21 protein-coding genes are annotated in these 23,223 nt (G+C 47.7%); 13 read left to right on the top strand and 8 right to left on the bottom strand.

What is annotated here, in order from left to right; translation table 11 throughout:
- The first annotated feature begins 362 nt into the window (after positions 1-362).
- From AC07N2_RS00830 to AC07N2_RS00805, 6 genes are all read left to right on the top strand, one after another.
- Positions 363-1,034 (top strand): paraquat-inducible protein A, encoded by a 672-nt coding sequence (locus AC07N2_RS00830; RefSeq protein ID WP_494776587.1) that lies wholly within the window; start codon positions 363-365, stop codon positions 1,032-1,034.
- Positions 1,031-1,663 carry a paraquat-inducible protein A gene (locus AC07N2_RS00825; protein WP_494776586.1) on the top strand — a complete coding sequence of 211 codons (633 nt, stop codon included), beginning with the start codon at positions 1,031-1,033 and terminating at the stop codon, positions 1,661-1,663. Before AC07N2_RS00830 ends, AC07N2_RS00825 begins: the two co-directional genes overlap by 4 nt.
- Positions 1,647-3,332: a PqiB family protein gene (locus tag AC07N2_RS00820; RefSeq protein WP_494776585.1), complete on the top strand. Its 1,686-nt coding sequence runs from the start codon at positions 1,647-1,649 to the stop codon at positions 3,330-3,332. The genes AC07N2_RS00825 and AC07N2_RS00820 overlap by 17 nt, the downstream gene beginning before the upstream one ends.
- Entirely contained in the window at positions 3,329-3,943 is a 615-nt protein-coding gene (locus AC07N2_RS00815) for a PqiC family protein (RefSeq protein WP_494776584.1), read from the top strand. The genes AC07N2_RS00820 and AC07N2_RS00815 overlap by 4 nt, the downstream gene beginning before the upstream one ends.
- A 322-nt stretch (positions 3,944-4,265) precedes the next feature.
- Positions 4,266-5,399: a tyrosine-type recombinase/integrase gene (locus AC07N2_RS00810; RefSeq protein WP_494776583.1), complete on the top strand. Its 1,134-nt coding sequence runs from the start codon at positions 4,266-4,268 to the stop codon at positions 5,397-5,399.
- Between the two features lie 182 nt (positions 5,400-5,581).
- Positions 5,582-6,775 carry a DUF5677 domain-containing protein gene (locus AC07N2_RS00805; protein WP_494776582.1) on the top strand — a complete coding sequence of 398 codons (1,194 nt, stop codon included), beginning with the start codon at positions 5,582-5,584 and terminating at the stop codon, positions 6,773-6,775.
- 19 nt (positions 6,776-6,794) lie between these two features.
- Here the strand turns inward: AC07N2_RS00805 and AC07N2_RS00800 are convergent, their stop codons facing one another.
- Together AC07N2_RS00800 and AC07N2_RS00795 are read right to left on the bottom strand one after the other, a co-directional pair.
- The gene (locus tag AC07N2_RS00800) at positions 6,795-8,048 is read right to left on the bottom strand and encodes a conjugal transfer protein TraW family protein (protein ID WP_494776581.1); all 1,254 of its coding nucleotides are present in this window, start codon (positions 8,046-8,048) and stop codon (positions 6,795-6,797) included.
- Positions 8,045-8,356, bottom strand: a complete 312-nt coding sequence (locus AC07N2_RS00795; RefSeq protein ID WP_494776580.1) for a mobilization protein — start codon at positions 8,354-8,356, stop codon at positions 8,045-8,047. The genes AC07N2_RS00800 and AC07N2_RS00795 overlap by 4 nt, the downstream gene beginning before the upstream one ends.
- Positions 8,357-8,583: 227 nt before the next feature.
- Here AC07N2_RS00795 and mobQ point away from each other — a divergent pair, with 227 nt between their 5' ends.
- The 6 genes from mobQ to AC07N2_RS00765 all read left to right on the top strand — a co-directional run bounded on the left by mobQ (position 8,584) and on the right by AC07N2_RS00765 (position 13,014).
- Positions 8,584-9,537: a MobQ family relaxase gene (gene mobQ, locus AC07N2_RS00790; protein WP_494776579.1), complete on the top strand. Its 954-nt coding sequence runs from the start codon at positions 8,584-8,586 to the stop codon at positions 9,535-9,537.
- 14 nt (positions 9,538-9,551) lie between these two features.
- Positions 9,552-9,812, top strand: a complete 261-nt coding sequence (locus AC07N2_RS00785; protein ID WP_494776578.1) for a hypothetical protein — start codon at positions 9,552-9,554, stop codon at positions 9,810-9,812.
- Entirely contained in the window at positions 9,809-12,046 is a 2,238-nt protein-coding gene (locus AC07N2_RS00780) for a DotA/TraY family protein (RefSeq protein WP_494776577.1), read from the top strand. The genes AC07N2_RS00785 and AC07N2_RS00780 overlap by 4 nt, the downstream gene beginning before the upstream one ends.
- Before the next feature lie 3 nt (positions 12,047-12,049).
- Entirely contained in the window at positions 12,050-12,352 is a 303-nt protein-coding gene (locus AC07N2_RS00775) for a hypothetical protein (protein WP_494776576.1), read from the top strand.
- A 64-nt stretch (positions 12,353-12,416) separates the two neighbouring features.
- On the top strand, positions 12,417-12,644 hold the full coding sequence (locus AC07N2_RS00770; RefSeq protein WP_494776575.1) for a hypothetical protein: 228 nt from the start codon (positions 12,417-12,419) through the stop codon (positions 12,642-12,644).
- Between the two features lie 79 nt (positions 12,645-12,723).
- Positions 12,724-13,014: a hypothetical protein gene (locus AC07N2_RS00765; protein ID WP_494776574.1), complete on the top strand. Its 291-nt coding sequence runs from the start codon at positions 12,724-12,726 to the stop codon at positions 13,012-13,014.
- Between the two features lie 8 nt (positions 13,015-13,022).
- Here AC07N2_RS00765 and AC07N2_RS00760 read toward each other — a convergent pair whose 3' ends face one another.
- Positions 13,023-13,643, bottom strand: coding sequence for a hypothetical protein (locus AC07N2_RS00760; protein WP_494776573.1), 621 nt, complete (start codon positions 13,641-13,643; stop codon positions 13,023-13,025).
- 124 nt (positions 13,644-13,767) lie between these two features.
- On the opposite strand from AC07N2_RS00760, the gene AC07N2_RS00755 reads away from it, so the two are divergent.
- Positions 13,768-14,262, top strand: a complete 495-nt coding sequence (locus AC07N2_RS00755; protein ID WP_494776572.1) for a 3'-5' exonuclease — start codon at positions 13,768-13,770, stop codon at positions 14,260-14,262.
- 206 nt (positions 14,263-14,468) lie between these two features.
- Here AC07N2_RS00755 and AC07N2_RS00750 read toward each other — a convergent pair whose 3' ends face one another.
- From AC07N2_RS00750 to AC07N2_RS00730, 5 genes are all read right to left on the bottom strand, one after another.
- Entirely contained in the window at positions 14,469-15,686 is a 1,218-nt protein-coding gene (locus AC07N2_RS00750) for an RES family NAD+ phosphorylase (RefSeq protein WP_494776571.1), read from the bottom strand.
- 90 nt (positions 15,687-15,776) lie between these two features.
- A complete protein-coding gene (locus tag AC07N2_RS00745) occupies positions 15,777-17,354 on the bottom strand; it encodes a hypothetical protein (RefSeq protein WP_494776570.1) in 1,578 nt (525 codons plus the stop codon).
- A gap of 455 nt (positions 17,355-17,809) precedes the next feature.
- The gene (locus AC07N2_RS00740) at positions 17,810-18,628 is read right to left on the bottom strand and encodes a hypothetical protein (protein ID WP_494776569.1); all 819 of its coding nucleotides are present in this window, start codon (positions 18,626-18,628) and stop codon (positions 17,810-17,812) included.
- A gap of 332 nt (positions 18,629-18,960) precedes the next feature.
- Positions 18,961-20,901 (bottom strand): UvrD-helicase domain-containing protein, encoded by a 1,941-nt coding sequence (locus AC07N2_RS00735; protein ID WP_494776568.1) that lies wholly within the window; start codon positions 20,899-20,901, stop codon positions 18,961-18,963.
- The gene (locus AC07N2_RS00730; protein WP_494776567.1) at positions 20,898-22,853 is read right to left on the bottom strand and encodes an ATP-dependent nuclease; all 1,956 of its coding nucleotides are present in this window, start codon (positions 22,851-22,853) and stop codon (positions 20,898-20,900) included. Before AC07N2_RS00730 ends, AC07N2_RS00735 begins: the two co-directional genes overlap by 4 nt.
- Between the last annotated feature and the right edge of the window lie 370 nt (positions 22,854-23,223).

Genomic DNA, 23,223 nt, shown 5'->3' with positions numbered 1-23,223 from the left:
CGCGCTGCTGAAACCTTTACCAAGGATGGCTGTGAGGTTCATGCTCGCCTCCAGCATCTTTGCTGTACCTTCCTTCTTGTTCAATGCTCCTGGTCATTCAACGCGGTTTGCCTTTGTATAGGCAATCATTGCCACCATCTGATCGAACTGCTACTACTTCTCCAACAAAATACCTAAGAAGCCTCAATCCTATGTGAGTTGCTTCAGTGCGCCCTTGGTGAATGCTTGCTTATGCCCAATGCTGCATTGGACAAGTTAGATCATGCAGTCTGGAACTAAAGTAGAATAATTTAGCTTTTTATCCATTTTTGTATCGACGGTCTGGTTGTTAATCTAGTCATCAGTAAGCATAGGCCGTACTCATGGAAGTTTTTCCTCATCAAGTCGTTTGCGAACATTGCGATAGCGTGTACCGGCGACGGCCGCTAGCGCGGGGCGAAATCGCGCATTGTGAGCGTTGTGGCGCGGTTCTTTATCGCGCTGCCCGACTCAGCATTGATCAATGGCTGGCATTGACGGTGGCGGCTGCCATTATGTTTGTGCTGAGTAATGTCTATCCCGTTATTCGTATCAGTTTAAAAGGCTTGCATAACGAAGCAACGCTTTGGCAAGCAGTCTCTGCGTTGGCGCATGGTGCGGTCGCGCCTATTGCCTTGCCTGCTGCCTTCACATTCATTGTGGTGCCGTTCTTGCAGATTGCCTTGTTACTCTGGATTCTTGCATACGTGCGTCTGGAAAAATATCCGCCGGGGTTTTCCTTGCTGATGAAAACGCTCAATCAACTGCGCGCATGGAGCATGGTTGAAGTTTGCATGCTCGGCGTGCTGGTGGCTGTCATTAAACTTTCCAATTTTCTGGATGTCGTTGTGGGCATCGGTACTTGGGCATTGGCAGCCTTGAATGTCTTGATCATTATCATCGCCAGCCGGAACACGCATTGGTTGTGGGAGCTGGTTGAGCAATATCAAACAGATCTTGCGACGGCACGCGTCTCGAGTGAGGTGCAGGATGTGGCGTCGAGGCAGACTCCATGAGCGTACCTCCACGCGCACGCGAGCTAGGTGTAATTGGATGCCATAGCTGTGGCTTGGTCTGCGAGGACAAGCAGGATGCGTCCATCGCCTGCCCACGTTGCGGAACGACATTGCATCGACGCAAAGTAAACAGCATTACGCGTGCCTGGGCGTTCCTGTTGGCGGGGCTTATCTTTTATGTGCCGGCCAATATCTTGCCGGTGATGTACACCAGCATGCTGGGCAGCGGTGGCGACAGCACTATCATGAGCGGTGTTGTGGAATTCTGGCATTCGGGATCTTGGGATATTGCCTTGATCATTTTTATCGCTAGCGTGGCGGTGCCGTGCACAAAATTTCTGGTGCTGGGATTTTTGCTCGTGACGACTGGCCGACATAGCCAGTGGGCCAAGCGACGACGCGCTCGGCTTTATCGCATGGTTGAATTTGTCGGCTACTGGTCGATGCTCGACGTGGTGGTGGTGGCTTTGGTTACTGCCTTGGTGCAGTTCAATGCCTTGAGCCATACAGAAGCACGAATAGGTATTTGCTTTTTTGGATTGACGGTGATCTTTACCATGCTTTCCGCAATGAGTTTTGACCCTCGCTTGATCTGGGATTCTGAAAGTGACCATGAACGACACATCTGACAAACAAGACAATAAACCGGAAGCGCCAGCATTGCGCGATCCACAAATTAAAAAACCACGCTGGCGTGTGCCTCTGGTTTGGTTGGTGCCTATAGTCGCTGCATTGATCGGCTTATCCATGATAGTGCATACATGGTTATCGACCGGACCACAGATCACGATTCAATTCCAAAGTGCTGCAGGTCTGGAAGCAGGCAAAACTTTGGTGAAATATAAAGATGTAGCGATCGGTACGGTTACTGCGATTAATTTGAATGAGGACCAGTCTCAGGTTCTGGTTGTCATTAATCTGGAAAAAAGTGCAGAGAACTTTGCGCGTGCTGACACGCGCTTCTGGGTTGTGCGTCCACGCGTTGGCGCTGGCGGCGTATCCGGTATCGATACCTTGCTATCTGGTGCGTATATCGGTGTCGATAAAGGCAAAGCCACCGAGACTCAGAAAAGCTTTATCGGCTTGGAAATTCCCCCTACAGTTATTAGCGGAACACTGGGTAAAACTTTCTCGTTGCATAGCGATAGCCTGGGATCGTTGGATATCGGTTCGCCGGTTTATTTTCGTCATATTCAAGTAGGTCGGATCGCCTCCTACAAATTAGACGACAACGGTAGCGGTGTGGGTATGCAGGTATTCGTCGATGCGCCGTATGATCGCTTCGTGATGACAGAGACGCGCTTTTGGAATGCGAGTGGTTTGGATGTGTCGTTGGGCGCAAATGGTTTGAATTTAAAAACGCAGTCACTTGCAACCGTGATCGCAGGTGGCATTGCTTTTGAAACGCCTGCTGTTGCCAACAACACGACTCCTGCTAATGACAAAACGCGTTTTGTTCTGGCAATAGATCAGCAAACAGCAATGGCACCACCGGATGGTGCAGCTCTTCGTTTGCAAATGCGTTTTGAACAGCCTCTGCGTGGATTGGCGGTAAATGCTCCAGTCGAATTTCGCGGCATGACGATGGGGCGTGTGACAGCGATTAATCTGGATTACAACCCGGTGAAAAAACTTTTCCCCGTGATCGTGGATGTGGAAGTCTATCCGGATCGTTTAGCATCAGTCCGCGATAAATTCCCTATGCAAAAGGGCAATCAAGAACAGCAAGTTGCGAATATCATGCGCGGCATGGTTGAACATGGTTTGCGCGCGCAAGCACGTACCGGCAATGTGTTGACCGGGCAGTTGTACATTACGCTCGACTTCATGCCCAACGTAGCCAAGATAGATTTCGACGTCAATGCGAAGCCTTTGCAGATACCGACTGTTGCGGGCGATTTTGACAAGCTGCAAGAACAGATCGCCAGCATCGTCGCCAAGATAGACAAGGTTCCATTCGACAAAATCAGTCAGCATCTGGATCAGAGTCTGGTTACCTTGGATAAAACGCTGAAGCAACTCAATGGCGGTGTGTTGCCGCAGGTCGAAGGTACTCTGCGTGAAGCGCAGCAAACATTCAATACCGCGAACAGTGCGCTCGCCGAAGATGGGCCGTTGCAAGAAAATCTGGGCAAGACACTAACGGAAGTACAGCGTTCGGCACGTTCATTGCGCACGCTCACTGACTTGTTGGGGCGTAACCCCGAAGCGCTGATTCGTGGAAGACCTTCAGAGGCAACACCTGCAGCCATTCCCGATGCAAACCGAAACGGATATACAGAGGAGTCACCACGATGAGAGCTTCCATTAACAGAGGCCTGATAGTCGCCATTGGTCTGGCATTGACTGCGTGCGCTTCGGCACCAGTGCGCTATTACACCTTGGTCGCCCCACTGCAAGAAACAAGCTCGGCACCGGCGGTTCCTTTTTTGATCGATCTGCAATCAGTAGGTGTACCGGTGCAAGTGGATCAACCGCAACTGCTTGTGCGTCAAGTTAACGGAGGCATTGCGCAGCTTGACAATGAACGATGGGTCGCGCCGTTAGCTGATGAGTTACGTACAGCATTATCTGCGGAACTGACGCAGAAACTAGGGACGCAAGACATCGCCGGTTTGCCGTCGCCAATTAACAAACCGGTGCTGCGTATCAAGGTTGAAGTACGTCGTTTCGATTCTTTGCCTGGGCAATATGCTGTGATCAATGCCGACTGGAGTTTGGCGATGACGGGCGACAAAAACGTCACCCGACTATATTGCAGCAGCCGCTTGCGTGAGCCTGCACCAGGCGACTATTCCAGTCTGGTACGAGGGCATCAAAAAGCCATCGCAACCTTGGCTACACAAATCAGTGAAGCTGCGCGCAGTTTGATATCTGCACAGGGCGGCGCATGCCCGAAATCAAGCTAAATTGATTAGTGCAATAGGATATTGAAATGCGATACGGCGTGAACAATGAAGGTTCTGGATAAAGTTGATAATCTGGAACCGGATCGTCTTTGTAGGAAAGATTCTGGAGTGTAGAAATAAAAATGCGGCGCTCAATTTCTTGAGAACCGCATGTCTATTATGGTGCCGAGAGCCGGAATCGAACCGGCACGCCTTGCGGCGCGGGATTTTGAGTCCCAATCCATAAAATCATGAAACTGGTTACTGGCAATGACTTCCGGCCGTCGTCACCTCTTCGTATCCTAATTGCAGGACAAATTAGGACAAAACGGAGTGGAAGCACATGCAGCGAAAATCCAAAAACAACAACGAGAGAAATATTGAGGCCCGGTCGGATGGGTTTAGCTTTCGGGTACGAATGAAAGTAGGTGATACGTTCATTAACGAGACCTTTTTTACTCTTGAAGAGGCTTGCGCCTACCGAGATTTGCTTCGAGCTGGTAAGTCAACGGATAAAGATCAAGAAAAAGTCCTCCGCGCTAAAGCAGAAAAAAAGAAAGCGAATAACCTCACGATTGACAGTTTGTTAAAGCGGTATGCGGAGGAAGTCACGCCATCCAAGAAGGGGTGTAAGGAAGAGTCCTACGCAATTGGCCGCTTGCGACGAATGAAGGCGTTTGCCAGCCTTCCTGTGTACCTGGCTGATGGCGATGCTATTGAACGCTTGAAACGCGACTTGAAGAGTGCGGAACTATCTGACACGACGATTAGGAAATATTTAATGCTTGTCAGCCATATGTTTCGTATTGCGACTACCAGGCGCTGGTGTGCGGATCTGCAAAATCCAGTCAAGACAGTAGAGCTACCTAAGGCAGCACGCATGCGTAGTCGTCGGTTTGAATTGGACGAATTTGAGTATGTTCGGACTGAGCTAGCGAAGTCGAGCAACTCGCAAGTACTGCCTTTTTTTGAGCTGCTCATTGAAACTGCTTGCCGAAGGGGAGAACTTTTACGTTTGCGTGTCCAAGATGTTGATCTAGTTGCGCGTACTGCGACCCTTCTTGATACAAAAAACGGAGAGGATCGCATTATTGGCCTATCGTCTCATGCTGTCGTACTGCTTATGCCACTGCTCCACACGAACGAAAGCGGGAAAGTGGTTTTACTGCGTAAGCGGACTAGTACACAAAAGGTATTTGCCATCACGTCTCGTGCTATTCGCCATTTCTTTGATAAAGCCATCTGCCAGGCGAAGAAACAATACGTCGCAGACTGCCTTGCAACTGGTCGGCCGGCTGTAGTTGGTTTTCTTGAAAACATCCGGTTGCATGATTGCCGGCGCGAGGCTACCAGCCGCATGTTTGAGAAGGGGCTTGATATTATGGAGGTCTCATCACAGACAGGGCATAAAACGCTGTCTATGCTTCGTGGCTATACACATCTCCGTGCGAGCGCGCTGGCACAAAAACTAGGTTAGCCTGAAGGTACGAGGAAGAGCGTATGCAGACGTTCTGTGGATGACATAACCGCTAACGATTACTATAAGTTCGTGGTCCAATAACTATCTTTACTTTTGCTCAATATTCAACTATGCCGAAATCGAAGAAACGAAACAAGTCTCCATCTAAGCGAGAAAATACGTCAATCAAGCTGAACGCCATGACAATTCGGCGTTCTCCAAAAACATTCGAAATTGATCTAAAAAAACTTCAAACACCGGAATGGATGGTTGGAACCGATCCCATATTTTTGGATTTGTATACAAAGTATTTAACGGGTCGTATCCCAGGTTTTTTAACACGAATGCCGATAGACATGATCAAGGAAGGTTTTTATCTTCCAGCAAGCAATTTCGAATACTTGTGCGATGCGCCACCAGAGGATGTTATTAAACATACGATTCTTAAAATTCAGCAAGGTGCAAGACCAGCATTGCATTTGTATAGAAATTCCAATCCTAATGATGGTCCCCGTTTTCTCTGCCCTGATGATGTCGTCAGCTGCATTGCTTATAAGCGTTTGAAGTTTGGTTCTGTTCCAGTAATTGTGTTCGCGCCAGGGAATCAACCACTGCCATTTTCGTCATTGGAAACGAAAGCTAACGTATCAGACGGAGCCCTTGATGCGAGAATATGTGGCTTGAAAAGCAGAGAAAAGCCTTCCAGTCTTCCTTCGATATTGAGAGGGAAATTGTCAAAAAATCCATCGGATGATTTGAGAAAATTCACGGATGAGATTCGCAGACTTATTGCTCGCCTTAGGCTCTTTCACATCTCTCATTTAGAACAAATGCATTATCACCATATGCTTTTCTCTGCATTAGTGAGGGCGCAAGAAACGTTGCAAGCTATTGAAATATTGATCGAAAAGAATCTGTGGTACCAGGCTTTGGCACTCCTGAGAGTTCTTTACGAAATTCATTTGAATTTTTATTTTGATTGGCTGCAGCCAGAAATAAATTATCGATATCTTGCCGCTGCGACTGTTTTCAACGCGAAAGAAATCGCACGGCAAAAGCTATCAATGAGCCGCGATCTAATATCCCAAGGAATTGCGCCGAAAGTTGCTGAAGCAAGATCTGCACGCGCGTGGCAGCCAGTATTTTTCGCTTCCAATGTGGCAGAGAAAGCGAAACTCCCAAAAATTGGTGTCCTTTATCACAAGGATATTTATGACTTTCTCTCTCAAATTTCACATCAAAATTTTGAGGTTGCGTCTCTTCATGCGAACCGCTTTGAGGATGAAAAATTTTTGGCAATTGATGATGATGTAAAAACTACATATTTACATTTTATGGATTTTATCGTTAGCGAGTTCGCGGTGTGTATAGATGAGGATATAGGCACTAGTTAATATAAATGGCGCTCTACAACTATCTTCCTATCATCGCCTTCCGATATTGAGCTAAAACTCCTGGCATAAGGTCCTGATTTAATGTTGCTTGATAGAGTGCGCCGCGTACGATATTCGACTGCTCTATTTCTCGTAACCTCCGAATCGTAAGGTCAATGTTTTGCGCAGTCATGATCAATCTTTCGCGTTGTAATGTCATGAGGTCATTCGCTATGGCGATTTCTTTGACCCAGTAGGAATTTTGATAACGTCTCGCCGTCTCGATCGACGTGAGCTGCTGCCGAGAGATGCCTTCTGTTTTCCAGTCCGGCGCCACGATCGGTAGCTGCGTAGTCAAGTACATTGAAGCCGCACCATTTCCATCAATCATCGCTTGAAGGATCGGGATGGTGGCTTTGTATTTGACCTTGTCACTCAACCATTGATTAGCGGGACGTATTGCAAGATCGAGACGTGCGGCATAGGCATCTCGCAAGGCAAAATATTTTCTGCCTGTTTCTGTTTTTGCCTCAGCGGGCATGAGCTCGCGCAATGTGATCGGATTCGAAATATTACGCAGATAGGCCTGTGCAGCCGCCATTTGCGCGGGGCCAAATGCATCGGAGATCTTGCCCGCGTCGGCAGAAGTTTGTGCGCCGACAAACAATGAATCGGCCTGTATATCAGCATTGGGGAGCACAACTGAACCGACCGGTGTGCCGGCCGCCTTGCATGACACGACGCGCTGGCCAGCCGCGTACGCATTGCAGGCACCCTCTTGGGCCAATAACGCCTGCGTTTCCGGTGATGGCGCATTCACCAAACCATTGGAAATTTTGATGGACTTATCCATGCTTGCAGATCCGGTCGACGGAATGTTTGCGGAAGAGTCACCTCCGAAGCGACGTTGCATGCCGCCGCCGGCATAGCCAGGTTGGACGCGATCAAAATTAGGATCCGAAATTCCGCGCGCGCCGTTCGCGCAAGGATCGATCGGCATCCTGACATTCCTACCGCTCTCCAAAGAACTGTTTTCCTTCTTTGCATCGATACGACGCTGAATGGCATTGTCGGATGCTTGTGAGATCGTTTTCGAAATTTTAGTGGCCGATGTTGATTGCTCACCAGTCAGTGTCCGCAGTTGCTTAAAGACTGAAGTCAGAATCACGTTCATTTGAATGGTTAATTGGCCCAATGTCTTCTGCAGTTGGTCATCAGTAACCGGATATGCCTGTGACGTTGCTGGTAAAACAAGCAGACCGCATAGCAGCCAGATTTTTTTTGACTTTCTCATCGGCTCACATTCTGCGCATCAGATTCTGACGGAAAGTCGAAAAGAAGCCGCTCGTCAGGCCGTGTAAGCCATTTATCAAGTCGTTTACGAACATCAATATTCAGTGATTCATCACGTTGAATCTGTTCAAGAAAGTAGGCACCCAACAAAATCTTTCGACGCGTATCAGCAACTCTTTTTTCCTTGTTTACCTTCGCTTTACTAGCATTTTCTATTCTTAATTTTTGAGCTTTCAATTGCGCCAACTTGTTCTGCTGAGCGGCAATTTTTTCTTCAATAGTCACGATGGCTTTGTCGGGAGCTTTCATAGCTTAGTAGGTTGGTTTCGATCTGCCGAACAGTAGCTTGGTTTTTTCGGAAACGGAATAGCACAGCTGAATTAGGTTACTGCGAATGACTTCTGATTTCTTGCAACCGTGGTTATTGTCGAGACCATAGATTCTTAACAAGCCAACACCGAAGGGCGCACTTAGGAGTTACTTCGTAACTCGTGCGGTCGCTACGCGACGAAAAGCGACAGCAGAAGCAAAAAGACATGGCAATTTTTCACCTAGCTATTAAGCCTATCACTCGTAGTGTTGGTCGCAGTGCGACAGCCGCTGCAGCTTATCGATCCGGTGAAAGAATTGTCGATCGCCGAACGGGCGAGGTGTATGACTACCGACGTAAGCACGGTGTTATTTCAGCTGACATTGTTTTGCCAAATAACTCGGCCAAGTGGGCTTTTGATCGGACAAAACTTTGGAATGCGGCCGAACTAGCGGAGCGGCGTAAGGATGCCTGCGTTGCGCGTGAATACGAAGTTGCATTACCTACTGAATTATCCGAGGAAGAGCGGCGACACCTTGTACTGAGGTTTGCTCAGGACATGGCAGATGTGGAGGGATGTGCGGTTGATGTGGCAATTCACGCACCAGGACGAGGAGGTGATAACCGTAATCATCACGCGCACATTCTCAGAACGACTAGGAAAATCGAGTTCGCTGCCTTAGGAGAAAAATTGGATACAGAAAAGGCGGGAAGAAAACGCAAAGAGGATTTGGAGGCGGTACGAAAACGTTGGGCCACCTTTACAAATGACGCACTCGCTCATGCCGGCCACACAGCCAGAATTGATCATCGCAGTTTAGTTGCTCAAGGTATCGACCGCGAGCCAAGTAAGCATTTGGGGCCCGTTCTGACTGCGATTTACCGACGTGGTGGCCAGTCTTATATTCAACAGAGACGTGCAACGGAAAGTCTTGCTATCGCTGCTTTATTTGGGCAATTAGAACGGACGGTAGCAGCTGTTGAAAAAGAAATTATTACTCTGGAAACGGATATTTCGGCCGCCCTTAAGCGACGCGACGCACAACAACGTGTTCCTCCTTCTTTGGAGGAACTACGGACACGATCACGTGCAGTCCAAAGAAAACCCTTCGAGTTCTCGCAGCCAGACAATTGGCAACATCAATTTTTGTATAACAGTTCAGAAATTTTTAAGCCATAACTGTCGAGGAAGAAATGACGAAAGATATTCGTTCAGATTGGCCACAAGTAGCAACCGATGCGCTCGAAAACGCGATGCAAAGAACTCCGCACGGGTGTGGTGGTTGCTGTCATAGCGATTGGATCTTCTTCGAAAAAAAATGGATGGTTGGAGTATGTCGTCAAGGAATGAAGTTGGAATTTACGCAGTTGATTGGGGAGGGAGAAAGCTTGGCCTTGGCAGGCTATGAACCGGTCTTGTTTTGCACAGCCAAAAATGCAGGGGTCGATTCATGAGAAATTTTCAAAGGATTACAGTTCTAAACCTACTCTTATTGCTTCTGCCGTTAACAGCATATGCTGAAGGAGGTCTGCTGAGCCAAGTAGCTCAAATTCTATCCGAGAATATTTCACAGACAGATGAATCGATGGCTATGTTGCGGTCTGTCCTAGGAGATTTCGTATTGAATCCCTTTAGCCAGACAGGGGCGAATAGCAGCGTGCTCATGGGTGAGATGTTCAAAACATTCAATATGTTTATTTTCATTGTTGCCATGCTCTGGTTTGCCTACACCGCATTTGCCGGCTTAGCGCAGACCATGCACGAAGGGGTAATTCTTGGTCGACGAATGTCGACGGTGTGGTTGCCGATCCGTATATCTTTTGGTGCAGCTAGCTTGATGCCAGTGTTTGGAGGATGGGCATTCTGCCAGGCGCTGATGGTTATTTCGGCCACACTTGGAATCGCCGGTGCCAACGCTGTTTCCAAAGCTGCCATCGATAGCGGCGCTGGATTCAAAGTAACGGTCAATCCGATGGGTTCGGTTAAACAGGCGAGTCAGTTACACGATCTTGAAACACATATTTTGCTCTATACGGCCTGCACTAGAGCCGCCAATGCCGCGAGTGCGGAATCAATCGAGTATGACGTTCCCTCTACAGATAGGGTGACTAACTACGCTCCTTCTCTCAAAACAACAAAAGACAGTATCTCCATGCAGTTCCCGAGTGCGAGAGGTTCTACCGGATGCGGGAAGATTCAAATGCAGTTTAGCCCTAGGATGAATAATTCTTTATCGAGCGGCAGTTTTTCGCTGGGTGCGACATTTGGATTCCGCATTAATGGTGTCAACTACGAAGGCATTAGATCTATTGCAATCGCGAGCCACGAACAAACACTGAAAGCTGTTTACAGCCAAGCAAATCAGATTGTCGACGGCGGACTTAGTAAGGTTGCAGAATCTGCAGAAATAAAAAATGCGCTTCAGATACTGAATAATGGGTATTTCGGTTCCTATTCAAAACTGTTCCAAGAACAGCTTGAGAAAATGACGACGGCTGCTAATGGAGCATCGAATGTATCTGCGATTAGTGACCAGTTGATCAATCACATGAAAGAAGGTGGTTGGGCAACGTTAGGTCTCTGGTACGGTGTTTTTGCAGAGGTGAACGAAGCAATGAATGAGATGCTGGATCCCATCGTGAAATTCGAGGATTCAAAAGTAGGGATGTCTTCTTTGGAAGATAGCCTTGTATCGGCACTAACTGGATTGATGTCCGCTGCGCAGTCAAACACAAATACTGGTGGAGTCACCACGGTCACGGGTGATGCTTCGGTTGGGCAATACATTCTTGGCAAAGTTCTTAGTGGGCTCGCCGGCTCAAGCTCTACTGGGGCAAGCAACACAATCAATCCGATTCTTGCATTTAAAAATGTTGGCGATAACGCGCTGGCATTGGCGCAAACCATTCTTGCTGCGGTTAAGGGATTGTCGCTTGTGGCTGAAGCATCGCCTACGGGGATCGTTGCAAATGCGGTTTCCACCGTGGGTTCCGCCGGCAAGTCCGGTGGAATTATTGGAACGGTAATGGGCCTGGTAAGTGAAGGAGGCGCATTGTTGAGCACGGTGGCCTGGATCATGTTTGCAGCTGCAGCAGCTATGGCTTTTTATCTGCCAATGCTGCCGTTCATTCAATGGTTTGCGGCGCTGATTCAATGGTTTACATCAATTTTGGAGTCATTGATCGGTTCTTCGCTATGGGCTTTGGCCCATTTCGATTCAGATGGAGAAGGAATGGGGCAGCGAACTAGTTATGGGTATCTGTACCTGTTCAATAATTTCGCACGTCCAATCGTCTTGACGTTCGCTTTCTTCTTTGCATCAGGAACTGTCATAGTGCTTGGTACGTTTCTCTTTAAATATTTTGGTTCTACCGTTGCGGCAAGTCAGGGCAATAGTCTGACCGGCCTTATGTCGATCGTTGCGTACCTGGTCATCTTTGCGATTATCGGCATGACCTTGGTGAATAGTTCGTTTTCAATTCTATTGAGCATGGCAGATCGCCTTATTGGCTGGATCGGTCAAAACACGAGTTCGCATATTGGTTCCGACATTGAGAACAAGATCAACGGAATCTTCATCCAGGCGGCGCGCTCAGGAGGGCAAGTCATATCACCCAACACAATCTCATCGTCGAACAGCGGTACCTTGCTGAACTCCGTAACAAACAAATCAAATAAGGGGAATTAATCTATGGCGCCTCACCCACAACATCTCGAGCCGGAAACGCAGAAAAGTATTTTTTATCTCATTATTTTGAACATGCTAGGCATTGTCATTGCCGGCGCGCTCTGGCTTAGTGCAACGAAACCAATCTATCAACTACTGGCTTTCGCAACGTGTCCGTCAAACCAGGAAGTATCGCAAGCTGCCTGGACGAGTTCCGCTGGCGAATTAGGAGGTATGACCATACTCGTAATCACATTCCTGATGCTCGGCTGTATTGCATTTATGATTCGCCCAAAATTGTCATTTTTCATTGAAAAACGGCGTTGAAACCTTGCGAGTATCTATCTCAGCTTGTTATTTTGTTTGTATGGGGCGATGACTAGGAGACGATATGAATTTTTACATACAACTTTTCAAGGTGATTTTTGTAAATCCCGTGGGATGGCTGTGGTTGGTTTTTGGACCTTATCTGTTCGCAGATGCAATCTTTGGTTTCTCCACTCACGGAAAGTCAGGTGATTTGCAGGCGTATTTAATTTTTGGTGGGATTACTTTTTTCGGTGGAATACTGGCGATTGCAATCAGTCGACATGCAGCAAAAACTGGTCAGTCCGTCTGATACGGTAATTTACGGTAAATGACGGTTTTTTACCGTGTGGACGGTAATTTTTAAATTCAATTAAAGATTGGACAAAAATATGAATGCTCTTTCCCTTGTAAAAATCAGTCAGTCAGCTTCGGCTTTTCCAATAGAAGAAACTTCTTTGCTACAGTTCTGCGAAGCAGAACTTGAAGCTGAAATGGAACGCTTGCCAGATGCTTTTATTGAATATCTTGAAGATAAAGATGAATACGTATGTAGTCGTGCAGAATTAATCGAGGCCATCCGGATGGCACCGAATACATTGGCGAGACAAGTTCTCTATAGCGAATATCGCTTTCGTGAGTATCTATCAATGGTTCACGGAGGCAAAGTATTTGTCGTTTAATAGAGTAATTAATTGAAGTGAACGATCACGCCCTTTTTGCGAAGGCTAATTAGGTAACGAAACTTTTCTCTCAGTCCCTTCAAACCTTGCCAGCGCGAATCGTAAGATAGTCCAGTAAACGGATACAAAAGGGCATCGAGCCAAGCAGGATCGTTGACATGACGAATGTCCGCTGGCGTTTGTAAGGAAATTTGAATTCTTTTGATCAACTTCGCAAGTCGGTCAGCCCCATTTTTGTTGTTAAGCAAAATGAGGTTTGGCGTAATCAGTCTGATTGACTTTAGTCCTTTTTTCTCTGCGAGCTGGCACCAAACAATAATTTGATTAACAATATCTCGATAATTTTCGGTGTTATCAATGCGGCGAGTAAGATGGATTCCTGCTATGCCTGGACGGCCGAGTGACCAAGTGAGATGAGTTCCAGGTATCCCTCCAATTCTCCAATTTAAAAAGCAAAACGCGGTTGCGGCATAGAAAATTATCAGACTGGTAAATGAATGTACCCAGTATTTTGGGACTATAAAAGCTAACGCCAAGAGTATGTATTGGCTCTTGCAGAAAAGTACGAAGGCAGGCCAACGGATATTCTCGGTAAAGAATGATTGCAAGGTTTGTATATTGAGATTCATTGCGAAAGATAGGAATTAGTTTTTAGTGTCATTCTAATAGGTTGAGGTTTTCATTACATATCCCATTTTAGTCATCGATCTGGAAGCAACATGCTCCGATGATGGAGCGATTTCACCAGAAAATATGGAGACAATTGAAGTCGGAGCATGTTGGATTAGCTCTGATGGAGCCATTATTGATCGCTTTCAATCGTTTGTACGACCGGTTGAAAATCCTCGATTAACAGCGTTTTGCATTACCTTAACTGGTATTCAGCAACAAGACGTTGACAGTGCTCCCTTGTTCCCAATTGTTAGTGAATCACTTCGGCAGTTCATTGCATTACATGTAACGACCGAATCAATCTGGACTAGTTGGGGAGCCTATGATCTCAAGCAACTTTCACGAGATAGCGCACGGCATGGCATCGCAGAACCAATCACGCTGGAGCATCAAAATGCGAAACGTTTATTCGCGAAAGTGCAGCGCATTGGTAAGGAAGTCGGAATGGCCAAAGCATGTGAGCTTACCCAGTTAGGCCTTGTAGGCGCTCATCATCGCGCGCTAGATGACGCCCTTAATGTTGCGCATTTGCTGCCTTGGGTGTTTGGTGAAAAATCACTGAAGACGCTTTACTGAGTATTCGCATCAAAGTAACCATTCAGCCGCACACCAAAGTAGCCATCAATTTTCTCTCCAAAGCCGCCGCCCATTCGCATAGTCAATGCACTACAACGTTCCATATATAAACGCGGTTATCAAATGTCCGCAATCGGCCAAAAACGGACATTCATAAATTTCGATGGAGTTGGCAATACATTGGGAAATGGCTTCATCTTGAGCATTCATAAATATGACTGCGAATCAAAATCAAAATCGTCTTCGTACGATTTGAAAGGATGGTCTCGGCTCACGTCGCTCATTGAATAAGTGACGCCTTCAACCCGATAGGCGCGAACTGTTCCGACCTTGAATCGAACTTTGAAGTGCTTGTCAAACTCATCTGCAAGGACTCCCTTAATAGGGAAAATTACGACGTTCACACCGTGGCTTCTTTGAGCTGACTGGAAGACTATCCCATCAAAGTGGGACTCATGAACATGGGCCAGATACTCCGCCATTGTTTGTGTAATCAAATAATCTGCTTCATGCCCTGGAACTACCGGCATTGAAATCAGATGGTGCAACTGTCGCAGTAGGACACGTCGTCCTTGAAGTTTGGGATAGTCAGGATGAAATACACCGTGGTCTTTTGTGAATGACGCAGTTTCCAATCTTCTGAAGTCTAGCAGCCTAAGTGTGCGAACGGTCTCGAACCCAGCGACCATAACCTGTTCACCGATGGCTGGACGCAGCTCTGCTCTACAAGTATCGCTATCGAGTGACGTGTACAGATAAGAGACATTCTCGGGACTCATCCTATTATTTCGAGCGAACTGAGGGGGCGCGGGGCCTATATGCTTCTCTGGATCCTCCTCAAATTCTTTGCCCTGCCAGCGCGTTTCAAATTTTCTCGCCCGATAGACGACTGTGCCAGCAGTCAAGTCTAGAACGACAGATTGATTGTTCTCATCAACCATCTGCTCAATATTATCGAAAAGTCCTGAAAATAGCTCACGGGCACGAGGGCTAAAAAATCGGGCTTCATATTTCAGTTCACGTAATACCTCATCCCACATCCAGATCTGTTCGCTAGCCCTAACCAGACCAATTCGTTCGTAGTTTGTGAACGATTCATAGAAAGCATCGCCGCCATCCTTGATATGGACAAACTCTGTTTCGCTTAGAGCGTTGATTATTTCCTCTTCAAACGGTAGATCTTTGCCAAATAATTCATGGAGACATGACAAAAGATCATCGCCTATGCAGGCGCGACTTGGATAGCCGCTGTATGGCGCGAACGTCTTTCTGAAAACAGGATCAATCAGTTCCGCTATCGTGTCCGTGTTAAAACCTTGGACATCAACGGCGTTGCAGATGTCGCATTCGCTGTTCAATAGGTTGTCCTGGGCGTAAGCGCAAAATTCCTCATGGTCGACACACTGCGTACAGACAAATGACATTGGCTTGTTCCCACTTAGATGGTTGAATATTTTAATCTTTTAGACTTCATCGTAGAGAAAACCAATCTGATAGAACTCATGCGCTCTAACTTAGTTGTTCTTTGACTGCTTTGCTAACGCTGGTTGTGTTTCTGTAGCTGATTGCACAGCTGTCAGATTGAGCATTGTCGAAACTTGTTTTTCGATCGGTTCTGGTGTCACTACCGCATCAAATAGTGTGGCAGTACTTGTTGCGACTGAGCTAGTTAGAACTTCGATAGAGTCTTCAGGCAGCGACTGCATTTCTGATTTTTGTTGGGGGGGGAAGTCTTTCTCAGGCCATCCTCTTTCTGAGTGATCGTTATATTTACCTACGTACCCTAACGATAGCAAGGCTAGTTTATTAAGAAGTGTCGCAGCCGAATACACTTTATCGAGAAGTTTTTGAAATCCGTTCGGATCCACATGAAGGCTTCCGTGAGCAGATGCGTTGCGCAGACCTTTCCACGCCTTGATCTCATCATCAGAAAGGAGTCCAGAAATTTTCAGATCATTCAATTTGTCATCGGCACGGCTGTTTTTCATGCCGCCAAGAGAACCCTTTGCGCGAGCTTTCGTTCTGTCCGAGACAGGCAACTTGCTAATCGATTCATTGATTAAATCAACTTCTTGAAGCACTTGATCTTCTGGCTGGCCTTTTTCCGAAAAATGCTCCTTCACCACGGCCTCCACCGTCACACTGATCAATAGAGCAATACTGTCGAGTGATACATTGCCAAGGCCATACAATGGATGAAACTTCGTCATTAGAGGAGAAAACCCTTCATCGTTTGATGATTTAACAGCTTGCTCCAAAAATACGTCGAAAAGCCTGTAGAAGTCTAGAACATGATCTGCCCGACTATATAAAGGTGGTGGAAAAAGGCCTTTTGTTGCACCTGGTGCTTTTGCCAGTTCCAGTGTGCAAACTTCGTTACGCACGGTTTCAGAAGCGCAAAAAGCAACTTTAGATGCAGAGAGAAAACGTACCGTTTCCATAAGTTTCGAATCGAAATTTTGAGGAAGTTGAGTATTTTCTTTTGCGAAAGCACAGAGTGTAAAAAAATCATCTTTTGCGTTCGCATTTTTATAGCGAATTGAAGCTCGCGTAGTATCGCCATTAGAACCAAAGAGTTCAGTTTTACTTGAGACTAATAAGTTGGCACTTGTTATGTTTATGTGGCGAAATTCGTTTAAAGGAAAATCGAGTGGCTCCAAAAACAGCATGTGAACAAAATCTTTACTCCCTGCCGCTGTGCTAGTTGTACGAATCCAATCGCAATGTATTTTAATAACAGTACAAGTTGAACAAGGTGTTTCTGTGACTTTGACACTTGGATTTGTCCACTCATGACCAGAAACATCAATGGCTGTTAAGCTAAAATAGTGACTATCTGGGATCAGTTCTCCTGATTGCACACTACTAGCCAGGGCTAGTTGGTGTAACGATGAAAGTACAGGGCGATTCTCGCCGGATGAAACCAGCCTTGCGGATATCCCTTCGTTGAAGTCAACAACCAGTGAGCCTGGAAGTCGCCAGCAACGATGATCCCCACCATTCTGCTCAAGACGAATTTCTGTGCAGTCAATTAAACATCCTTCAATTGTTAGTATTTTACTTTGGAGGAAGTGCGAGAGAAGTGTTGCCATTATTGTTTTCAAATGATTTAGGTTGAACTGCCAAGTAGTGTCCTCTTTGGGGCGAAAGCGGACACTGTGCCTTCTGCTTGTGTAATACAACTACACACACAGGCTTCTCAATTACTCATCAGGCGTTCGACACATTAATTTGATGTGTTAATAGGCCCGGGATTTCTAGGCTTGGTAAACACATTCGTGTGCAACGACGGTTAATCTGTCTTACACTCAATTTAATGTTGTGGTCAGTAACACCTGAATTTTTATGTTCAAGTGACTACAGTTGCAAATGGTAGCGATCGGCCAAGAACTGCCTGTCCACCTACAGATATTACCAACCGAGGCAGATTGGTCAAGCTGTGCAGGCCGACTGCCTGCTTGGGCTGATACGGTCGCCGAGCAGCCGCTATCGGGGGCGATAACACCACTAGCGTGGATCCAAGCCATGGGGCTGTGGTTGAATCTCGCTAGTTCTTGTCCTTGCTATCTCTCCGCCTCCGCACTGACTCAATGGTGAGTTTTTCCAAATTCATAAACTCCATATCCGTCTCCGTATTTATCACTTGGAACTCACCGGTGGCTCGTGGCGGGGCTCCCGTGTAGCGAATAGCGACGAATCGATCCCCATATCTTTTGATGACCGCAATGTCCGGTGTCGATTTGACGACGATAAAACCCTCTTGAAATCGTGCGTGCATCGTGCCGATTATCCAGGCGCTTAGCATTGCTAAATAAACGATCAGCACTGAACCAACAGCCGTCGCGCCGAAAATTCTCTTCGGGCCATCCCATCCGGATTTGGAGGTTTCGGTGTCCTTCTCTCCCTGCGAAATACGTTCGGAAAATGGCCCAGATCTCAAAATCAGCGCATAGATATAGTCAGACAGTAAGAGCAGCGTCCATACGCTCGTAAAGAGCCCCCTAGGCCAGTCGAATGGCATGCCCATTAACGCGGGTGTGCTCCACATGAGAGCAATTAATATTAAGCGTGTTCGTAGTCTTGGCCAAGGTATTGCTGCCAGCAATTCACGAGGCAAGAAGCTTACGTCGATGAGAAAGACACCGACTACCAAAATGAACATTGCAGCGAAGAGAATTGTTCCTGTCGAGGGTTCGATCAGGAAACCCGGTATTCCGAAATATGCGCAGTAGCCGTACTCGTAGGCGAACGTCAGAAGGTAGGCCGCAGCAGTGGCACCCGCAACGACCAAGCCGTCGCTAACTATCGATCTCGACTTTGGAGCCTCAGAAGCTCTTTGCATTTTTAGCCGATGGGAACGTGGCAAGACTCTCTCCTCTATGACATATCAACTTGGGATTGGATCATAGTTTCGCGGTTGGGGCGATTCACTATTCATCCTAGAAAAATGCGGTTACTTTCTGTGAAATTGGGTGGTTATTTTGATGGGCGAATAAGTGGCTAAATTGATGCGAATACTCACTTTACCGAATCTTATGACCTTTGAGCCTAATATTACGTCACGCCCTAGCTATGTTTTAGGGGCAGCAGCAAGCACGTTTGAAAACAACCGTACCGAACTCTATGACCTTTCGAAGAGTTGGAGTCGGTACTCAGTTATGTCTTAGGTAAAATTTTGGACGGGCCTCGTCTGCGGTACTAGAACGGAGCAATAATTCCCTCCTGCTCTTCAAGTTCGACAACCCGCCACCCCCTGTCTCGCAGAGCTTGTATATGTGGAGCTGGAGCACGTTCTCGATTCATTGCCATGCAAAACAAATGAGAAGGGCGTGATGCGGCCACATACAAATTTCGGTAGATACTGCGCATCGATGCGTTGGCTCTAGTACTTAGGGGTTCTCCACCTGCGATACTTGCAAGTGCTGCCTGTAAATCATGACTTCTTGCGGGGAAGCCGTGCGCTTCCATTACAAGAGTAGCAAGATGGGTCTCACCTTTTACGGACGCGATGGTTCCAATTTTCACTGGAACTGAACGATTTTCATGAGTGACGACGTACGTGTTAGCCACTTTGGATGTTGGCGTAGTGCCGATCATTTCAAAGGCTCTCAAGGCAACGAACGCTTCCCTTGTGAGTGTGGTTGGTAGCAAGGCGCGCAAAGCTCCATACATTAAGTTAAGAGTTGCGTCCCACTTTTCAGCCGAAGTGTTACCGGTGCTTGTCGCAAGCTGATGACATAGCATGCGGACTGGCCCCACATCGCATCCTACAATTTCTAGTCGCCGCAGAAGATGTGTCGCATCTCTTAAATCCTGTACAGATGGAGCTTCGGCCGCTCTCAATGCGAGCAAGATAGCTCGCTTAATATCTCGCACACGTTGGTCGAGGCCGAGCGGAATAATTCCTAACGTTTCTGGATCGGTCAGCAGACAATATATGCTCTCAGATCCACTTGGCGACACGTTTGATGGTGTGTAGTCTGACCAATAGTCCCCAATGTGTCGGCCGGCGGCGCTTGCTGAATCGCTTCGCTTTCTGGCGCAAATCGCCTTTACGGCGCCTTCGCCAAGTTCTGCATCTGAAAACGAAGATAGTACATGTTTGCCGAATGCTTCAATAACAGCCGTGACTCTGCTTGTGGCATACAGAAACAGCACTGGTGGCCGCGCACCGACTATGATCGGTGCTGCTACAGCTTCACCATGCTCTTGTACTGTGCGTACTATGGCAGCTATGGTTTCGGGAAAGCGCTTCGTAGAGGTCACACTTAGAGATTCAGGTCGAGGGAACGTTAACCTTTCTGTATTAGTACCGGACGATAGGATGCGCTGATTCCTGTCTCCGTATCGCTGAATCATCACGGTGTCATCAAAGAGTCTCGCTAATAAATCTTCTTGTTCCCAACTTGTATCCTGCATCTCATCGATAAGAACTATTGGGAATCGGTGTGATATTCGTTTCGGCATATCGGGAAACCTGACAAGCAACTTTTCCGCAAATGCGAACATGTCATCAAATCGAAAGACGCCTTTGCTACGCAGGCGCTGCTTTAGTTGGTTTGCTTCGGCCCATGAGGCGCTACCAGGTGCAGGAAGCCCACCCTCCGCATAACCCAAGGTCAGATTGGCACCTTGATACCGAAGCGTAGCAATTGCTGCAGGTCCTCGTTGTGGATTTTTCTGAACCCATGCGTGCAGCGTCCGTTTGGTACGTAATAAAGAAAGCGCCTGCGATGCAAAGATGTCGTTATCTACAACGTCTATCGTTTCACCATCACTTCGTAATAGAGGAAGTGCTAGGAATTGATTCACGAAAGCGTGAATCGTTCCTACATAGTGCGGGTATCCCAGAAGCTGTGCTCCGTTAGTGGATGTACCTAGGCGCTTGGAAATTTCATCCCTTGCTACATTCGTGTGGCTAAGAACACAGATTCCGCGATTGGAGTGCGTCCATTTATCGGCGAGAAGTTGTAGTTTGGCAGCAAGGAGCGTGGTTTTACCGCTTCCAGGTGCTGCTTGTATATCCCGTATTCCGGCCTCAAGAAGGACAGCTCTTCGTTCTGCATCGCTGAAATCGAGCGACGGAAAATCAACGATTAGTTTTTCAAGATCAAGGTCCGTAATAATGGGGAGACTCATGCTGCCGCCGTTGCTGTTGTCGCAGCAGGTATAGGATCTGATGTTCCCGTTACATGGCGTAGCGCCGCCTTCAAGTAGGGTGGTAGCGCATCAAGTAGGACTTGGTCAATGCCGAAGTCCTTTGACCGGAGTAACTTGGCAGCGTATTGCGCCGCAACGGCCTTGGAAGCATCTTTTTCATACAACGGTTGGTAGACCGCTATAGCGAGCGCTTCCGATGTTTTGTAGGTGGCTCTCTCTGTTGGCCAGGCAGCCCTCGCATCTGCAAGTGCGGTGGCTTCATCGGCATCGGTCAGCCGTTCGCCCTTGCTCTTTTCCTTTTTCGCCATCGCGATCGCGAGAAACATCAATTCTGCCAATCCAGCTGCTGCGAGGTCGTATTCAAGCGTCCAATAGTCCGAGACGAAGACTTTCACGGCAGGATCTTCTGAAGACTCCACTCTAGCAATCTTCCTAGCCACAGCGGAAGCAGCTTCACCTGCTGCGTAGTCTTTTTCAAACCTTTTGCCTGTCTTCGGTGGCGTTACGTAGCTTGCCGCATCGGGTACGATGTCTCGATCGGTAACACAAACCACTGGAATAGGGATTGCCTCGTCGGCAGCTGACCGCTGGAAGATCCTGGCGTAGTGATACAAACCAATATCACCTACGTTCACAACTGAAATTCCATACTTGGAAAATGAAAGACCTGCCACTTCAGCGATTGCCGGAAGTAGCAATGCTTCTGCGGGGCCTTCAACAATTGCGACTCCACGAGCAAAGAATAAGTTTGACTTTGTCGCATCTATGAATCGGTGGAGATACTCATAATCTGCCCGGGCGAGTTTGGTCTCTTCTGGCCGTAGTGGAAAGGTTTTACCCTTATGTACCAAAGTCATTGATTGAAGGCTTGCTCCTGCAGCCAGTGACGGACTGTGGGTAGTCATGATGACTTGAATAGGATGTTGGTCTGTCTTTGGCTGTTGTTGAATTAGATCCATAACCCGTTCTTGCAACTGCGGATGCAAATGGGCTTCCGGTTCTTCGACCAACAACAATCCTAACTCGTCGGTGCTGCGTAGTAGAACAAGTTCTGTAGCCATGAACAAAGCGTTGTTATATCCCAGGCCTCGCGGACAACGTTCGCCTGGGTGGATCGTGCCGGGGGGAAGAAGGCTGAGTTCAAATCGCTCAAGAATTTGGGTGAGACTTGCATCTCCGACGATACGAATTTGCGAAGCTAATGGCTCTCCAGAAAACGACATCGGATTCAAATAGTTATCGTTGATGTCCTTTTGAACAGAGCCTACGGCTGCATGGCCACCGATCTGATGCTGTGCCTGATTCATCATACCTACGAGCGTCGTTGCTGCCACTGTTGGATTCGCCGGGTCGAAGTCGCTCTCTGCTTGTTCGCCCATATCGACATGTGCACTTAGGATCTGAGATAAGCGAGATTGACGTCCCGGTCGCAACTCAGCTTCAGCATCACGCAAAGGACGTAGGTATGTGGCTCGTACCAGTTCACGGACCGCAGAACCAATCTCTGGGCCAGTCCCATTTCGACCCGCACGGGTGACAAGCTCAATGCGAGCGCGTCGGCCTGCCTGCGGGGGGCGTCTACGAGCTTGGAGATTAAGAATCAAGCTACGCGAACCATCGACTTCATATGTAAGCCATTCCAATACGCTGGCTTCTTGGGTCGCCGAAAGATCGCGGAGCGTACCCTCGATAATGAGAGAGTCAGTTCGATTGGCTGTGCGAACAAAGAAATCCTGTTCTTGCAGTCGAACTGTCTCAAAGCTTGTCGTCCAAAGTAGAAAACGAATCGCATCAATGATGCTGCTCTTGCCCGCGTCGTTTTCGCCTATAAGTATGTTCAGATCTGGATTTAGTTTCCAGTCTAGAGTCGGCGCGGTCGTGCCGTCGCCGAACGCTCGAAAATTTTGAGCGTGAATATGCTGCAAATACATGAGCCCTCCCGGCAGATACTTTGCGCTTGTTTAGTTGTGTGTCGCAGTATCTCAGTACCACTGAGAGTTGATTATAAGGGGTGGCTAGCATAAGTGGACGGCATTGTCGCTGGCCGGGACAGCCGGCCAAAACACTCCTACATGCCCGCCATGATGCTCTGGGGTCGGCCCTGCGGCCGATCCGACCATGCGGCAGTGTCTACGCGCTTCGCGCTCGCACTGTCCAGCACTATGTGCTGGATCGGACTCAAATCGCCCCAGCGTGATGATTTATAGGTCGTTGAGTGTCTATATTGAAGACATAGTGACGTTGCTCTTGCTCTGTACAATTTCCGCGCCATATTGTGCCGTAGCCGCCGTAGGCGGTGCA

It is taken from the genome of Herminiimonas sp. GW821-FHT09C12 (assembly GCF_059416385.1).
This window is presented reverse-complemented; position numbering and strand designations above follow the sequence as displayed.

Coding starts and splice junctions, on each gene's coding strand:
- AC07N2_RS00830 (WP_494776587.1), top strand. CDS start 363: ATGGAAGTTTTTCCTCATCAAGTCGTTTGCGAACATTGCGATAGCGTG.
- AC07N2_RS00825 (WP_494776586.1), top strand. CDS start 1,031: ATGAGCGTACCTCCACGCGCACGCGAGCTAGGTGTAATTGGATGCCAT.
- AC07N2_RS00820 (WP_494776585.1), top strand. CDS start 1,647: ATGAACGACACATCTGACAAACAAGACAATAAACCGGAAGCGCCAGCA.
- AC07N2_RS00815 (WP_494776584.1), top strand. CDS start 3,329: ATGAGAGCTTCCATTAACAGAGGCCTGATAGTCGCCATTGGTCTGGCA.
- AC07N2_RS00810 (WP_494776583.1), top strand. CDS start 4,266: ATGCAGCGAAAATCCAAAAACAACAACGAGAGAAATATTGAGGCCCGG.
- AC07N2_RS00805 (WP_494776582.1), top strand. CDS start 5,582: ATGACAATTCGGCGTTCTCCAAAAACATTCGAAATTGATCTAAAAAAA.
- AC07N2_RS00800 (WP_494776581.1), bottom strand. CDS start 8,048: ATGAGAAAGTCAAAAAAAATCTGGCTGCTATGCGGTCTGCTTGTTTTA.
- AC07N2_RS00795 (WP_494776580.1), bottom strand. CDS start 8,356: ATGAAAGCTCCCGACAAAGCCATCGTGACTATTGAAGAAAAAATTGCC.
- mobQ (WP_494776579.1), top strand. CDS start 8,584: ATGGCAATTTTTCACCTAGCTATTAAGCCTATCACTCGTAGTGTTGGT.
- AC07N2_RS00785 (WP_494776578.1), top strand. CDS start 9,552: ATGACGAAAGATATTCGTTCAGATTGGCCACAAGTAGCAACCGATGCG.
- AC07N2_RS00780 (WP_494776577.1), top strand. CDS start 9,809: ATGAGAAATTTTCAAAGGATTACAGTTCTAAACCTACTCTTATTGCTT.
- AC07N2_RS00775 (WP_494776576.1), top strand. CDS start 12,050: ATGGCGCCTCACCCACAACATCTCGAGCCGGAAACGCAGAAAAGTATT.
- AC07N2_RS00770 (WP_494776575.1), top strand. CDS start 12,417: ATGAATTTTTACATACAACTTTTCAAGGTGATTTTTGTAAATCCCGTG.
- AC07N2_RS00765 (WP_494776574.1), top strand. CDS start 12,724: ATGAATGCTCTTTCCCTTGTAAAAATCAGTCAGTCAGCTTCGGCTTTT.
- AC07N2_RS00760 (WP_494776573.1), bottom strand. CDS start 13,643: ATGAATCTCAATATACAAACCTTGCAATCATTCTTTACCGAGAATATC.
- AC07N2_RS00755 (WP_494776572.1), top strand. CDS start 13,768: ATGGAGACAATTGAAGTCGGAGCATGTTGGATTAGCTCTGATGGAGCC.
- AC07N2_RS00750 (WP_494776571.1), bottom strand. CDS start 15,686: ATGTCATTTGTCTGTACGCAGTGTGTCGACCATGAGGAATTTTGCGCT.
- AC07N2_RS00745 (WP_494776570.1), bottom strand. CDS start 17,354: ATGGCAACACTTCTCTCGCACTTCCTCCAAAGTAAAATACTAACAATT.
- AC07N2_RS00735 (WP_494776568.1), bottom strand. CDS start 20,901: ATGAGTCTCCCCATTATTACGGACCTTGATCTTGAAAAACTAATCGTT.
- AC07N2_RS00730 (WP_494776567.1), bottom strand. CDS start 22,853: ATGTATTTGCAGCATATTCACGCTCAAAATTTTCGAGCGTTCGGCGAC.